We start from the raw sequence: 14,236 nt of genomic DNA, 5'->3' as shown, positions 1-14,236 counted from the left end.
GCCCACCCTACGGGCCCGCGGGCGCGACAGCGGCGGGTGCGGCGGGTGCGGCCGGTCAGGCGCGGACCGCTCGCCGCCGCGGCGCTGCTCGTCGCCGCCGGCTCCGCGGCCGCCACGGTGTTGGCGGCCCGGGTGACCACCGGCGTCGGCGCGGCGGCGCTCACCGCGGGCGTCAGCCGAGAGACCGCAGCCAGTTGGTGAGGACCTCGGCGCCGGCGTCGCCGGACTTCTCCGGGTGGAACTGGGTCGCGCACAGAGGACCCCGTTCGACGGCGGCGGCGAACGGCTCGCCGTGCTCGGTGACCGTGTCGCCGGCGCCCGGGTCGGCCTTGGCGGCGTAGGAATGGACGAAGTAGAACCGGGTCCCCGCCGGCAGGCCGGCGAACAGCGTCGAGCCGGCCGGCGGCGCGACGGTGTTCCAGCCCATGTGCGGCAGGATCGGCGCGGCGAGCCGGCGGACCTCGCCCGGCAGCAGCCCGAGCCCCTGGGTGCGCACGCCGTGCTCGTCGCCGAGCTCGTAGAGGATCTGCATGCCGACGCAGATCCCCAGCACGGGCCGGCCGGCGGCGACCCGGTCCCGGATCGCCGGGCCGGCGCCGATCCGCTCGACCCCGGCCATGCAGGCGGCGTACGCGCCGACGCCGGGCACGACCAGCCCGTCCGCCGACGCCGCGGCGGCGAGGTCCGCGGTCACGGTGACGTCCGCGCCGACCCGCTCGACGGCCCGCTGCGCCGAGCGCAGGTTGCCCGACCCGTAGTCGAGCACGACCACCTTCGGCCGGCTCCCGGCCATCTAAAGGACGCCCTTGGTCGATGGGACGCCGGACACCCGGGCGTCGAACGCGACCGCGTCCCGCATCGCCCGCGCGACCGCCTTGAACTGCGCCTCGACGACGTGGTGGGCGTTGCGGCCGGACAACACCCGCACGTGCAGCGCGATCCGGGCCGCCGAGGTGATCGACTCGAAGATGTGCCGGGTGAGCGTCGTGTCGTAGGTCCCGATCATCGGGGCGAGGTCCGGCTCGACGTGCACGCAGTACGGGCGGCCGGACAGGTCGACGGCGGCCTGGACGAGCGCCTCGTCGAGCGGCACCATCGCGTCGCCGAACCGGCGGATGCCGACCTTGTCGCCGAGCGCCGCCCGTAGCGCCTCCCCGAACGCGATAGAGGTGTCCTCGACGGTGTGGTGGGCGTCGATGTGCAGGTCGCCCCGGGTGCGCACGGTGAGGTCGAAGCCGCCGTGCTTGCCCAGCTGGGCGAGCATGTGGTCGAAGAACCCCACCCCGGTCTCCACGGTGGACACGCCCGCGCCGTCGAGGTCCAGCTCGACGAGCACGTCCGACTCCAGCGTCTTGCGTTCGATCCGGGCGGTCCGCGCCGGTGCCATATCCCCTGGTTTCCTGTGTCTGTCTAGGTACGTTGCGTTCTTGGTTGCGTTTCAGGCGTCCTGGGTCGGGCCTTGCCCGTCCAGGCCACCGCCCGTCCGGGCTCTGCCTGCCGGCCGGCGGTCTGTCTCGAGCGCCGACGGGCTGTCGGCCAGCACGGAGCGCAGCGCGCCGATGAAGGCGTCGATCTCGCTCGGCAGGCCGGCGGTGACCCGCAGCCAGCCGGGCAGGCTCAGGTCGCGGACCAGCACCCCGTGATCGAGCAGGCACTGCCAGACCGCGTGCTGGTCACGGAACAGGCCGAACAGCACGAAGTTCGCGTCCGACGGCACCACTCGCACGCCGAACGCCGGCAGTTCGTCGACGATCCGGTCGCGCTGCGCCTTGACCGCCTCGACCGTTCCGAGCAGCTCGTCGGCGTGCGCCAGGGCGGTGCGCGCCACCGCCTGGGTGAACGACGACAGGTGATAGGGCAGCCGGACCAGTTGCAGCGCGTCGACGACCGCCGGGTGGGCCGCCAGGTAGCCGACCCGGGCGCCGGCGAGCGCGAACGCCTTGCTCATCGTCCGGGTGACGACCAGCTTCGGCTGCTCGGGCAGCAGGGTGAGCGCGCTCGGCACCCCGGCACGGCGGAACTCGGCGTACGCCTCGTCGACGATGACCATGCAGCCGCCGATCTCCTCGGCCGCCGCGCACACCGCCTTGACGACGTCGAGCGGCAGCGCGGTCGCGCTCGGATTGTTCGGCGAGCACAGGAACACCACCGACGGCTGGTGGCGGCGCACCGCGTCGGCCGCGGCGACGGGGTCGAGGGTGTAGTCGTCGGCCCGGTCCTCGGCGACCCACTCGGTCGCGGTGGCGAGCGAGATCAGCCGGTGCATCGAGTACGACGGCTCGAAGCCCAGCGCGCGCCGGCCCGGGCCGCCGAACGCCTGCAGGAGCTGCTGGAGCACCTCGTTGGAGCCGTTCGCCGCCCACACCTGGCTGGTGTGCACACCGAAACCGGCGTCCGGGGTGAGGTAGTAGGCGAGGTCCGCGCGCAGCGCCTCGGCCTCGCGCTCCGGGTAGCGGTTGGCCTCGGTGGCGGCAAGGGTGGCGGCCTTACCGAGTGCGTCCACCAGCTCGGCGGACGGCCGGTGCGGGTTCTCGTTGGTGTTCAGCCGCACCGCGACGTCGAGCTGCGGCGCGCCGTACGGCGAACGGCCGCGCAGGTCGTGGCGCAGCGGCAGGTCGTCGAGCGTCACCGGCCGCCAGGGCCGGGCCGACGTCATCGCCTCGTCGGGGCGCCGCGCGCTCACCCGGACCACGGGCCGGCCGGACGCGCCGTTCCCGAAGACTCCGGTGCCCTGTTCGCTCATCTGGTCACCGCCGCGGCGGGCCGGGAACCGGCGGCGGGCCGGGAACCGCCGGCCCCTCTGGCATCGTCAGCGTCTCTGAATCTGACCGAGCGCCTCATCATCGAGAGCGCACCTCCACCGCGTCGACGTGGGCAAGCAGGTCCTCGGCCGCGCCGAGCGCGGCGATGTGAGGCGCGACGTCCGCGAGCGCTTCCTGCGTGCACGCCACGACGTGCACCTGGCGCTGGAACGCGGCGACCGACAGACCGCTCGAATGGCGGGCAGTCCCGCCGGTGGGCAGTACGTGGTTCGAGCCGGCCAGGTAGTCGCCGAGCGGCACGGGCGCGTACGGGCCGACGAACACGGCGCCGGCGTGGCGGACCCGGGCCGCGACGGCGGCCGGGTCGGCGGTCTGGATCTGCAGGTGCTCGGCGGCCCAGGCGTCCACCACCCGCAGCCCCGCGTCGACGTCGTCGACGAGCGCGACCGCGCCCTGGCCCGACAGCGCCTCCTCGACCCGCTCGCGGTGGCGGGTGACCGGCACCTGCTTGCCGAGCTCGATCTCGACGGCGTCGGCGAGGTCGACGGACGGGGTGACCAGCAGGCAGGCCGCCATCGGGTCGTGCTCGGCCTGGGCAATCAGGTCGGCGGCGACGAACGCCGGGTCGGCGGTGTGGTCGGCGAGGACGGCGATCTCGGTCGGGCCGGCCTCGGCGTCGATGCCGACGACCCCCCGCAGCAGGCGCTTGGCCGCGGCGACGTAGACGTTGCCCGGGCCGGTGACGACATCGACGGCGGGGCAGCTCTCGGTGCCGTACGCGAGCATCGCGACCGCCTGCGCGCCGCCGGCCGCGTACACCTCGTCGACGCCGAGCAGCTGGCAGGCGGCGAGCACCACCGGGTGCGGCAGGCCGTCCCACGGCCCTGGGGTGCCACCGGGGCCGGAAAGGTCACCCGCGCCGTCGTTGCGCCCCCGGTGACGTTGCGGCGGGGAGACAACCGCGAGCGAGCCGACGCCGGCCTCCTGGGCCGGGACGACGTTCATCACCACGCTGCTCGGGTAGGCGACCCGCCCGCCCGGCACGTACAGCCCGACCCGGTCTACCGGGACCCACCGCTCGGTGACCGTCGTGCCTGGCGCGACCTCGATCGTCACCGGCTCGCGCAGCTGCGCCCGGTGGACCAGCCGGGTGCGCCGGATCGCCTCGGTGAGCGCCGCGCGCACCGCCGGGCCCAGCTCGTCCGCCGCCCGCGCGAGCGCGTCGGCGGGTACGCGCGGCGTGGCCGGGCGGACGCCGTCGAAGCGCTCGGTGGCGTCCAGCACGGCGGCGTCGCCGCGGTCGCGGACGTCGTCGCAGATCGGCCGGACCGCCTCGAGCGCCACGTCGACGTCGGTCGCGGCGCGCGGCAGCCGCCGACGGATCTCGGCCGAGGACAGCGCTGTCAGTGCCTCACCGCGGAGGTCCAGCCTTCTCCACACGCCATGAGAGTATCGGCCGTCGCGCGCGAATCGTCCTCCCCGCGCGCCGCAATATCACACAGTTGCCCCGTTCGCCGGCCTCCTCCAGTCATTTCGGCTACCCCGCCGGCCCGGGCATGACGGACAAGGCGGATATCGGAGGACAGTCGCGCGGCCCTGTCCGGTACCCGACTCACGCCGGGACGGCCCGGTGGCCATCGTGCCGGTTCACCCCATCTGTCCTGAGGGTTCACGGCTCTCACCGGGAGCGGCGCCCGCCCGCGAGGCGGACGAGAAGCCGGCGCCCAGGAGCCGCGGGGCGGCCCACGGTCCTTCTTGTGACGGCGAGGTGGCAGGCTGGGATGGTGACTTCCGGCGACGGCCCGTGGCCGACCGACGAGCCGGCCAGTCCCCGCGCCGCCGATGTGACCGGGCGGAACGGGCAGGCGGGCCGGCCCGGGACGGACGGCCAGGCGCGGCTCGCGGCACTGCTTGAGGCCTATGGGGCGTTTGGGCGGCCCCTGCGGGCGCTGGTCGCCCGGCTGGCGGCCGAGTACGCGGCGCCGCGCGGGGGCGGCCCCGCCGGCGGCGGCTCGAGGGGTGCCGATGCGGCCGGGCGGCTGGTCCGGGCGGCCGGGCTGCCGCGGCGCACCGTCGAGGAGGTGCTCGCGGCGCTCGGCGGCGACGTCGACGACGACCCGGTGGCCGGGCCTCGAATACGCCCCGAGCTGGCGGCGGGCTACCGCGAGCTGGTCGACGCGGCGGGACTCGCCGAGACGGGACTCGCCGCGGCGAGGCCGGCTGACCCGCTGGCCGGGCCACTTGGCGCGCATGCGGACCTGGTGGCCACGATGGGCGAGCTGATCGCCGCGGCACCCCGGCCCCGCGCTGACCTGGACCATGTCGCCGCGACGGCCGAGACCGTGGTCCGCCGGGCGCTGTGGCTCGCGGCCACCTATGACCTCGCCGGCCGGCATCTGCTCTGCGTCGGCGACCACGACCTGACCTCGCTCGCCGCGGCCGCGGTCATCCCCGGGCTGCGGGTCACCGTCGTCGATGTCGACGACGAGCTGCTCTCCTTCCTGTACGGCCAGGAGCGTTCGCGCGGCCTCAACGTGCGGCCCTACTTCGCCGACCTGCGGTTCGGCCTGCCACCGTCGGTGGCCGGGTCCGCCGACCTGGCCTTCACCGACCCGCCCTACACCCCCGAGGGGGTGGCGCTGTTCTGCGCCCGCGGCGCCGAGGGGCTGCGCGACCGCGACCACGGCCGGGTGCTGCTCGCCTACGGCTTCTCCGACCGGACGCCGACGCTCGGCTGGAAGACCCAGCGGGCACTCTCCGACGCCGGGTTCGCCCTAGAGGCCATGCTGCCCGCCTTCCACGCCTACGACGGTGCCGAGGCGGTCGGCGCCCGCGCCGATCTCTACGTGTGCCGCCCCACCAGCCACACCTGGCGCCACGTCAACCGCGCCATCGGCCCCCTGACCGCCGGCACCGCCATCTACAGCCGCGGCCGGGCGTCGCTGGAAAGTGCCCCGCGGGACCTGCTCCCCGAGCCGGCGGCGCGCGCCCTGGTCACCGCGGCTCTAGAGGGCCAAAGGAGGTGCGAAAATGCTCTTCGTTCGCACCTCCGGAGGCCCCTGTCACCGGAGGCACTGGAGGCGGTCACGCCTCGTCACCGTCAGCCCGAGGGCGCGCTCCCGGCGGAGCCCCCTGGCCAGCTGGTGTTCGTCGGGGAGGCGCCGCTCCCGGCGGAGACCGGCGGGGACCGGCCGGTGGCGCACGTCCGCCTCGCGACGGTGCTCGCGCAGGGCCTGCCGCCGGCGGCCAGGGCGCGCCGGCCGGTCACGGTCGCCGCCGATCTCACGGAGGACCCCGGCGGCTGGCTGCCCCGGCTGCTGCTGGCCGTCAACGCGGACGCGGTGGCCATGGTCGTCCACTCCGACCACCCAGCCGTCGCCGCCGCCGTCCGGGCCACCATGCCGCTGCCCGGCGGCCGCGCGCCAGACGCGTCGCCGCTGGGGCCGTTGGGCTTTCTCGTGCTCGGGCAGGCGGCCCCCAAGTGGCGCCTCCTGCCGCCGACGCGCGTCGGCGGCACCCCGGACGCCCACCGGCTCTGGGTGCTCTCCTTCGCGGCGGTCGCCTCGACCGAGCTCGACGGGCCCACGGACACCTGGCTGCGCTTCCTGCTCGATCGGGCACACGGCCGGATCGGCAACGTCTGGCGGGAGGCCCTGGTCGGCCACGTCCGCGACGCGCACGGCACGACGCTGTCGAAACGGGACGCGCGGGCCGTCATCGAGTCCGTCCTGCCCCTGCGGGTGCATGAGCTTCTCCAGGCCCGTCTGCTCGACCTGCCGCTGCGCGAGATCGCCGACGTACTCGACTCCGTGGAGTGGTCATGGAGTCCGGAAGGCCTCGCGAAGCTCGATCTCGCGACCGGGCCGCGGGCATGACGGCGGGCAGCGTGCCGCGCCTCGACAGGCCGGGGAACGGGTCAGCAGCGCCGGAGGCGGACGGGGCCCTGGTACTGGTCGTCGAGGACGACGACGCTGTCGGGACGCAGCTGGTACGCGGGCTGCGGCGGGCCGGTTACGCGGCGCGACGGGTGGCGACGGCGACGGCGGCGCTCATGGCCGTCGGTGGCGACGAGCCGCCGGACGTCGTACTGCTCGACCTCGGGCTGCCAGACCTGGACGGCACCGAGGTCTGCCGACGGATCCGGGAGCTCGGCGATATCCCGGTGATCGTGGTGACCGCGCGCGCCGACGAGTCGGACCGCGTGGAGGCGCTCGACCTGGGCGGCGACGACTACCTCGTCAAGCCGTTCGGTTTCGAGGAGCTGCTGGCGCGGATCCGCGCCGTGCGGCGCCGCTTCGCCCGCGTCGCCGCGCTCGCGGACGCCGCCCGTGCCGACGCCGTCCGCGCCGCGGGTGCCGCCGGCGCGGCGAACGGCCATGCCGGTACGGCGCACGGCGCCTCGAACAGGACCGGTGGCCACGCCACCGAGGCTGCGGTAGCCGGCGAGGGTGCCAGGGGGGCCGCCGGAGCCGAGTCCCGCGGCGCGGGGGACGTGGTCCGGCACGGCGGGCTGCTGGTGGACCGGCGGACACGGCGGATTGAGCTGGACGGGCGGCGCCTCGCCATCACCGCGCGCGAGTTCGACCTGCTCGCCTTCCTCGCGGCGGATCCGGGCCGGGTGCGCACCCGGCGGGAGATCTTCCAGGCCGTGTGGGGGCCGTGGTTCGGCTCGACGAAGGTGCTCGACGTCCACGTGGGGTCGCTGCGGCGCAAGCTCGGCCGGCCGGAGCTGATCGAGACGGTCTACGGTGTCGGCTTCCGCCTCGCCGACCCGGCCGTCGAGCCGGGGAGGGCGGGCGGCGCGCGGTGAGCAAGCGGATCCTGGCCATACAGCTGCTGCTGACGGCGTTGCTGATGATCTGTGTGTGCATCCCGCTCGGGATGGACGCCGCCCAGCACGACCGGACCCTGCTCGCCCTGCGAACCGCGGCCAGCGCCGATGCCTACGCGGCCGAGGTCAAGTGGCGCCGGCTGGGCACGGACGCGCCCCGGCTGCCCGACCAGTCCGCGGACGCCGGCTCCGGCGCCTACTCCGAGTACGGCGAGCCCGGCGACAGCCAGTCCGAGGTCGTCCGACCGGACGACGACCTCGCCCTCTACAGCCCGGACGGCCGCCTCACCGCGTCCTCGGGCCAGCCGATTCCGCTGACGGCCGCCCAGATCGCCGCCGCCCGCGAGAGACGGGTCGAGCTCGCGCCATCTGGCGCGAACGGGCACCGTCAGGTCGTCGTGACGCCGGTGAACAACTCGGGCGGCCTGCTCACGATCCTCGTGGTGGCCAGGTCCGACAGCGCTACCAGGGCCCAGATCCAGCACCGCTGGGTCCGGCTGATCGTCGGCTTCGGCGTGGCGCACCTGGTGGCGCTGGCGCTGTCGGTGCTGCTCGCCCGCTGGGTGAACCGGCCGCTGCGCCGGCTGGAACGGGCGGCGGCGAGGCTCGGCGACGGCGAGCTGTCGGCCCGGGCCCGGGCCGTCGGCGGGCCCGCCGAGGTACGCCAGCTCGCGACGAGCTTCGACGCCATGGCCGGGCAGATCGAGGAGCTGGTCGACGGGCAGCGCGCCTTCCTCGCCGACGTCTCCCACCAGATCCGCACCCCGCTGACCGCGATGCGGCTTCGCCTGGAGCTGCTCGGCCAGGACCTGGCCGACGACCCGGCCGCCGCCGGCGAGGTGGGCGGGACGATCGCCGAGGTGCACCGGCTGTCCCGGATGGTCGACGGCCTGCTCGCCATGGCGCGCACCCAGGCCCGCGGCGGGACGTCGGTCCGGGTTTCGGTGCGCGTCGACCGGGTGGTCCGCGAGCGTGTCGCGACCTGGTGCGCGGTCGCCGCGGCGGCGCACGTCGAGCTGCTCGACGAGACGACGGCCAGCGATCGCGCGCTGCTCACCCCTGGTCATCTGGAGCAGGTCCTCGACAACCTGCTGTCCAACGCGCTGGAGGCGACCGCCTCGGGCGGGCGGGTCGTCGTCCGCGCGGCGCTGGCCAGCCCGGACACCGTCACCACCAGCGGCAGTGGCAACGGCGGTAGCAGTGGTGGCAACGGCGGCAGCGGCCGGCGCGGAGGCGTTCTCGGGGCCGTCCGGGCTCATGAGGCGGGCGGCCAGGCGCGGGCGAGCGGCGCCGCGCCGACGATCCGGCTGACGGTCGCGGACGATGGCCCGGGGATGACCGCCGCCGCCCGCGCCGGCGCCTTCGAGCGGTTCCGCGCCGAGCGCCCGGCCGAGCGCGCGATGCGCGCGGACCGGCGCGGGCACGGTCTCGGCCTCGCCGTCGTCCACGCCCTGGTCGTGGCCGACGGCGGCCGGGTCAGGCTCGACGAGGCAGAGTCGGGCGGCCTGCTGGTGGTACTCGACCTGCCGGCCGCGCCCGCCGGCCCGCGGCCAGGCCTCGCCGGCGGGCCCGACCGAGCCGAGGTCGCCGGCGCGGGGGGCGACGGGACGGCCAGACTCGCAGGAGTGACCAGCGCCGGGAACCGCGGCGAGGTCGACGGAGCCGGCTGAGGCAGGGCGGGGGTCCGCCTTGCCCGCCGACCGCCGAGCGGCCGGGCAGGCGGCTGGCCCCCGCCCAAGGCCAGCGGGCGCGCGCAGTGGCCAGGCCATGCGCGCGCCCGAAGGCTCGTTCGACGTGCCGGGTCAGCGCTCCCAGCGGTCATCGGTGAACCGGTCACCCTGGTCGCGGTCGACACCACGATCAACACCGCGATCGACACCGCGATCGACACCGCGCTCCGGATAGGGCTGGTCCACGCCTCGCTCGGTGTAGCCACCCTCCTGGCGCCCGCGGTCGACCCCGCGGTCAACCGGCTGGCCGGCGTCCTGGCCGCCCACGCGCCGGCCACCCGGGTACTCGCCGCCCGAGTACTCGCGCTCACGGTCGACGGCACGGCCACGCTCGGCGCCACGGCCCGTGTAGCCGCCCATGGCCGGTCCGCGCTCGCGACCCGCCACCCGGCCGTGGCCGGCCTCGCCGCTCGCCTTGACGCGACGCAGGGCGAGCAGCGTCATCAGGATCGATGTGATCAGGCCGAGGATCAGGCCGTAGCGCGCGCCCGACGAGATGCCGGGGTAGCCGAGGTAGCTGCCGTGCACGCGCGGCAGGCTGATCCACCGCACGACGATCAGCACCAGCGCCACGATGCTGGCCGTCGCGATCGCCGTCGACAGCGGGACCGAGCCGAGCCCCGTCATCTTGCCACGGCTCAGTAGGTACGCCGCGGCGAGCGCCGCGGCGATGAGCATCAACACGATCGGCACCCAGGCGAGGGCGCCGGACTGCCACGCGTTCAGGTTGGAGCGCCAGATCTGTGCCTGGCCATACGCGTTGTATCCGGAGTACCGGACACCGAACCACGGCAGAAAGCTGAAAATAAGGCCGAGAATCCCCAGTCCGATGATTCCGAGATCAGCGCCCTTCATGCCGCGGCCCTCGCGGGCCGCGAATCCTGGGCTGTCCTGGGCCGCGCGACCGCGGCCGGCCATACTCGCCATTGGCGACACCCTCGTTTCTCCCGAGCCACGGGCCGGCCACATTCACACGCGCACTCGCCGCGTGCCGCGGCAAACCCGCGCGTAGAGGATCTGAGTCCCGCGGCCGCCGCCTCGATACGTGTACGAACGTCAGGCGCAGAGACGTCGTGACGCCACGACGAAGCGGTAGCGGTGGTGAGTCAGAACCTCCCCCGGTTCCTCGGGCCGGAAACTAAGGCGGCCTATTTGGACAACGACATCCCGTGACGCCCGTGTTCGCGCGGCTCCCCGCCAGGCGAGGTTTACACCGAGCTGGAGCCGACGTCCGAGCTCGCGCTCGCGACGCGTACAAGATGTCCCGCACTACCTATTACGAGCAGCTGCCGCCAGGCAATGGCACCCGATGGGCCGATATCGGTAAAGAGGATCTTTTATAAGACGCTAAGGAGCCTGCCTGTCGGGGCGAGCGCCCTCCGCCGGGACCAGTTCCGACGGAACTGCCGGTCCCGCCGGGACCGCCGATTCCGCCGATTCCGCCGGGACCGCCGGGACCGCCGCCAGACCGTCATAGCGGATGAACGACGGCACGGCCACGATCAGCACGACCAGGCCCACGAGGCACGCGGCGCCGCCGACGAACGCCGCCAGTCCCGGCGAGGTGAAGCCGGCGAACGTGCCGTGGCCGAGGTCGCCGAGGCTCGGCCCGGCGGCCACCGACACCATGAACAGCCCGGCCATCCGGCCACGCACCGAGTCGGGTGCGGCGACCTGCTGAATGGTGATCCGCAGCACCGCGGACACCGTGTCGGCGGCGCCGGCGATGACCAGCAGGCCGATCGCCACCGGCAGCGACCCGGCCAGCCCGAACAGCGCGACCGCGACGCCCCACACCGCGATCGCCACGGCGACCACCAGGCCCTGGCGGCGTATCCGGGACAGCCAGCCGCCGGTCGCCGCGACAAGGGTGCCGCCGACGGACATCGCCGCGTAGAGCACGCCCGTGGTGCGCGGGCCGCCATGGAACTGGGCGACGGCCATCGAGGCGAACAGCACCCGCGGCATGCCGAAGATCATGGCGTCCAGGTCCACGAGGAACGTCATCAGCAGCACCGGCCGTTGCCATAGCAGCCGGAACCCGTCGACGACGCTGGCGAACCCCGCCCGCGTGCCGCCGCCCTCGGGCCGCATCGACGGCAGCCGCCAGGTCGCGCACAGCAGGCCCAGGTAGGACACGACGTCGACGGCGTAGGCGGCCCGGAAGCCGACCGTCGAGACCAGCAGGCCGGCCAGCAGCGGGCCGCCGGTGAGCGCGAGCGTCATCGAGAAGCCCTCGAGCGCGCCGACCGCCGGCATCATGTCCGGGGTGAGCAGCCGGGCGGCGAAGGTCCGCCGGATCGGCGAGTCCAGCGCGGACAGCGACGCCTGCAAGCCGATCAGGATGAAGAGCACCCACACCGGTGCGCCGAACAGCGCCTGCAGGGTGAGTGCCAACGAGGCCAGCATCATCCCGGAGGAGGTCAGCAGCGCGAGCACCCGCCGGTCGGCGGCGTCCGCGATCGTGCCGCCGGCGAGCCCGAAGACCACCAGCGAGACGAAGGTGACGGCGCCGACGGCACCGACGGCGAAGTTCGACCCGGTGTCGGCGTAGATCTGCAGCAGCACCGTGGTGACGACGACCTGGGTGCCGGTCGCGCTGACCAGCTCGCCAAGCCAGAACCGGCGAAACGACGGCGATTCCCGCAGCGGGCGCAGGTCGGCGGTGAACAGCCGGCCGAGCCGGCGCAGCCGGGAGCCTTCAGGGCCCTTGGAGCTGGCTGGGCTGGCTGGGCTGGTTCTGCCGGCCGCGGCGGGCGCCGCGGCCGGCTCAGTCACGGAACGGCATCCCCGGCCCCGGCCCCGGCCCCGCGGTGGCATGCCGCAGCGCCAGCGCGACGACATAGTGGTCGAGCCGCATGGGGGTGAAGCCGAAGTGCCGGTAGAAGGCCTTGGCCGGAGCCGAGACGGCGTGCGCGAGCAGCAGCGGCGTCCCGGCCGTCCGGTAGACGGTCGCCGCCCGCATGACCGCGTCGCGCAGCAGCCGCGCGCCGACGCCGCGGCCCTGGACCGTCTCGTCGACCGCGAGCCGGCCGATCAGGAGCGCCGGCACCGGGTCCGCCGGGCCGGCGGCGCGCCGCCCCCACCGGCGGGGCGCGGCGGCGCGGACGTGCTCGACCGCGCCGCGGGTGAGGCAGTAGTAGCCGACGGCCCGGCCGCCGTCGGCCACGACGAACGTCGTCACGCCCTCCTCTTGCTGCTCCAGGGCATGGTGGCGCAGCCAGCTGTCGAGGACGTCGTGCCCGCTGCGGAAGCCTCGGACATCGTGCTGCGCCGTGAGCCTGATCGGCGGCCCCGCGGAGCGAGGACTCACCGGCTCTCCTCGTCCGGGCCGTCCTCGAGCAGGTCACGCAGCCGCGGCGCCTCGTCCGGTGCCGGCCCGCCGAGCAGCGCGGCCAGTTCCTCCCACGCCGCGTCGGTGGCGCCGAACACCCGGCGGTCCGCCATCGCGTCGGCGGCATAGCGCCGCATCGCCTCGACGGCGAAGTCCTCCAGCGTCGCTCCAAGACTCTCCGCGGCCGAGCGGACCAGTTCCGCCGTCTCGCCCGTCAGCCGCACCGCGATCTGCTCGTCCTTGTCGGTTCCACCCACGTCCGTCAGTCTGCCTGTTCCTTGTCCCAGACCCACACCCACCCGGACATCTCCGCCATCCCGAGGCCAACGGGAGATGACGCACAACCCGGTTGTCCGGCCGGGTGGGGGCACGTAGCGTCGGTGGAGACGCCGCGGCGACGGGCACGTTCCGTGCGTGTGGCGGGTGGCCGGCCGGCCTGTTCCGCGGGGTGACCGGGTGGCTGCCAGGGCAGGGGGCGGTCGGGTGTTGAGATGGGTACGGTCCCTGTGGTCCCGGCGCGCCGGACCGGGCGCGGGCGCCTTCCGAGCCGGCCTCGGCCCGCACGACGGCGGGCTGGTCGAGGTCGAGGTGGACGACCTCACGCCCGGCGGCCCGTACGACCTCGGCCTGGCACCGAGCGACGGTGTCCGCCGCCTCGATCTGGGTGCGCTGCTGGTGCCGCTGCTCGACGGGGTCGACTACCGGCTGCGCCTCGACGGCGAGCGGGTGAGCGCGGTGGTCGCGCTCGCCGGCCGGTCGATGATGGAGCTCACGGCGCTGGCGGCGCCGAAGAGCCGCGGGGTCTGGGACGAGATCCGCGCCGAGATCTGGCTGGCGGCCGCGCTGCCCGGCCCGGCAGGCGGCCCGCGTCCACCCCGCGCGCCCGCCATGCCCGCCTCGCCGGTGCCTGTTCTCACGGGTCCGGTGTGGGTGGGCGGCCCCGTCGAGGTCGCCGCCGGGTACGGCCGGTTCGGCCCCGAGCTGCTGCTCGTGCCGACGGCTCCGGCCGTGCTGCCCGACGCACCGCCGGCGGAGTCTCCTGGTGAGCTCGACGTGGCGTTCCCCGTCCCTGGTCCGTTCCCCGCCCTCGGCGCCGCCTCCGGCCAGGCGGCCCTCTCCGGCCTGGCCGGCCCTGTCCGGCTGGTCGGCATCGACGGGCCGCGCTGGTTTCTCCAGGCCGCGGTCACCGGCCCGGCCTCCACCCCACGCGACGAGTCGCTCATGGACGACGTGCTGCGCGGCACGATCGTGATCCGCGGCGGCCGCGCGATGCCGGTGCGGGCGCCGCTCCCCCTGCGGCTGCCGACCGACACCGAGGACCCGGTCGGCCCCGACGACCTCGTCGATCCGATGGCCGCCGCCGACCCGGACGGCCCGCCGCTCCTGGGACGCCACGCCGACCAGTCCGCGGCCTGGCGAGCCGCCGCGCGGGGCCCCGCGTCGCCGACCGACCTGGAGTCGCTGCGCCCGAAGCCCACCGGTGCGAGCAGCGCCGACCCGCGCCGGATCAGCTACGGGCTGGTCCCGCCGCCGAGCGGCGGCCTCGGCCGCAACCTCATGACCTGGGGCTAAGCACGCG

At 75.0% G+C, this 14,236-nt stretch carries 13 protein-coding genes; 5 read left to right on the top strand and 8 right to left on the bottom strand.

From position 1 onward, the window contains the following. Nucleotides 1-45 precede the first annotated feature (45 nt). Nucleotides 46-201 (top strand): hypothetical protein, encoded by a 156-nt coding sequence (locus tag BCD48_RS51335; RefSeq protein WP_157910516.1) that lies wholly within the window; start codon nt 46-48, stop codon nt 199-201. Here the strand turns inward: BCD48_RS51335 and hisH are convergent. From hisH to hisD, 4 genes are all read right to left on the bottom strand, one after another. After that, nucleotides 173-793 (bottom strand): imidazole glycerol phosphate synthase subunit HisH, encoded by a 621-nt coding sequence (hisH, locus tag BCD48_RS17410; RefSeq protein ID WP_071049432.1) that lies wholly within the window; start codon nt 791-793, stop codon nt 173-175. The genes BCD48_RS51335 and hisH overlap by 29 nt on opposite strands. Then, nucleotides 794-1,387 carry an imidazoleglycerol-phosphate dehydratase HisB gene (gene hisB / locus BCD48_RS17405; RefSeq protein ID WP_071049431.1) on the bottom strand — a complete coding sequence of 198 codons (594 nt, stop codon included), beginning with the start codon at nt 1,385-1,387 and terminating at the stop codon, nt 794-796. Between the two features lie 51 nt (nt 1,388-1,438). Beyond that, nucleotides 1,439-2,743, bottom strand: a complete 1,305-nt coding sequence (locus BCD48_RS17400; protein WP_083418779.1) for a histidinol-phosphate transaminase — start codon at nt 2,741-2,743, stop codon at nt 1,439-1,441. Between the two features lie 97 nt (nt 2,744-2,840). Further along, entirely contained in the window at nt 2,841-4,202 is a 1,362-nt protein-coding gene (gene hisD / locus BCD48_RS17395; RefSeq protein ID WP_071049430.1) for a histidinol dehydrogenase, read from the bottom strand. A 341-nt stretch (nt 4,203-4,543) separates the two neighbouring features. Here hisD and BCD48_RS53745 point away from each other — a divergent pair, with 341 nt between their 5' ends. The 3 genes from BCD48_RS53745 to BCD48_RS17380 are packed head-to-tail and all read left to right on the top strand — an operon-like array spanning nt 4,544 to nt 9,263. After that, complete coding sequence (locus BCD48_RS53745; RefSeq protein ID WP_071049429.1) at nt 4,544-6,637, top strand: bis-aminopropyl spermidine synthase family protein; 2,094 nt, start codon at nt 4,544-4,546, stop codon at nt 6,635-6,637. Further along, entirely contained in the window at nt 6,634-7,572 is a 939-nt protein-coding gene (locus BCD48_RS17385) for a response regulator transcription factor (protein ID WP_083418778.1), read from the top strand. Before BCD48_RS53745 ends, BCD48_RS17385 begins: the two co-directional genes overlap by 4 nt. Continuing rightward, nucleotides 7,569-9,263, top strand: coding sequence for a sensor histidine kinase (locus tag BCD48_RS17380; protein WP_071049428.1), 1,695 nt, complete (start codon nt 7,569-7,571; stop codon nt 9,261-9,263). The genes BCD48_RS17385 and BCD48_RS17380 overlap by 4 nt, the downstream gene beginning before the upstream one ends. 132 nt (nt 9,264-9,395) lie before the next feature. Here the strand turns inward: BCD48_RS17380 and BCD48_RS17375 are convergent, their stop codons facing one another. From BCD48_RS17375 to BCD48_RS17360, 4 genes are all read right to left on the bottom strand, one after another. Further along, complete coding sequence (locus tag BCD48_RS17375) at nt 9,396-10,250, bottom strand: DUF5336 domain-containing protein (RefSeq protein ID WP_131804022.1); 855 nt, start codon at nt 10,248-10,250, stop codon at nt 9,396-9,398. Between the two features lie 420 nt (nt 10,251-10,670). Then, complete coding sequence (locus tag BCD48_RS17370; protein ID WP_241841805.1) at nt 10,671-12,101, bottom strand: MFS transporter; 1,431 nt, start codon at nt 12,099-12,101, stop codon at nt 10,671-10,673. After that, on the bottom strand, nt 12,094-12,636 hold the full coding sequence (locus BCD48_RS17365; protein WP_083418777.1) for a GNAT family N-acetyltransferase: 543 nt from the start codon (nt 12,634-12,636) through the stop codon (nt 12,094-12,096). The genes BCD48_RS17370 and BCD48_RS17365 overlap by 8 nt, the downstream gene beginning before the upstream one ends. After that, complete coding sequence (locus BCD48_RS17360) at nt 12,633-12,914, bottom strand: type II toxin-antitoxin system TacA family antitoxin (protein ID WP_241841804.1); 282 nt, start codon at nt 12,912-12,914, stop codon at nt 12,633-12,635. Before BCD48_RS17360 ends, BCD48_RS17365 begins: the two co-directional genes overlap by 4 nt. Nucleotides 12,915-13,140: 226 nt before the next feature. Here BCD48_RS17360 and BCD48_RS17355 point away from each other — a divergent pair, with 226 nt between their 5' ends. Next, the gene (locus tag BCD48_RS17355) at nt 13,141-14,229 is read left to right on the top strand and encodes a DUF3710 domain-containing protein (RefSeq protein WP_071049426.1); all 1,089 of its coding nucleotides are present in this window, start codon (nt 13,141-13,143) and stop codon (nt 14,227-14,229) included. Nucleotides 14,230-14,236 lie beyond the last annotated feature (7 nt).

Origin of the sequence: Pseudofrankia coriaricola (assembly GCF_001854805.1) — a bacterium.
In the GTDB taxonomy this organism is placed as follows: domain Bacteria; phylum Actinomycetota; class Actinomycetes; order Frankiales; family Frankiaceae; genus Pseudofrankia.
Note: the sequence above shows the minus strand (reverse complement) of the source record. Positions and strands in the feature narration are given on the sequence as shown.

Excerpts from the sequence above, each read along its gene's own strand:
- BCD48_RS17385 (WP_083418778.1), top strand. The coding sequence starts at position 6,634 with ATGACGGCGGGCAGCGTGCCGCGCCTCGACAGGCCGGGGAACGGGTCA.
- hisB (WP_071049431.1), bottom strand. The coding sequence starts at position 1,387 with ATGGCACCGGCGCGGACCGCCCGGATCGAACGCAAGACGCTGGAGTCG.
- BCD48_RS53745 (WP_071049429.1), top strand. The coding sequence starts at position 4,544 with ATGGTGACTTCCGGCGACGGCCCGTGGCCGACCGACGAGCCGGCCAGT.
- BCD48_RS17375 (WP_131804022.1), bottom strand. The coding sequence starts at position 10,250 with ATGGCGAGTATGGCCGGCCGCGGTCGCGCGGCCCAGGACAGCCCAGGA.
- hisH (WP_071049432.1), bottom strand. The coding sequence starts at position 793 with ATGGCCGGGAGCCGGCCGAAGGTGGTCGTGCTCGACTACGGGTCGGGC.
- BCD48_RS17400 (WP_083418779.1), bottom strand. The coding sequence starts at position 2,743 with ATGAGCGAACAGGGCACCGGAGTCTTCGGGAACGGCGCGTCCGGCCGG.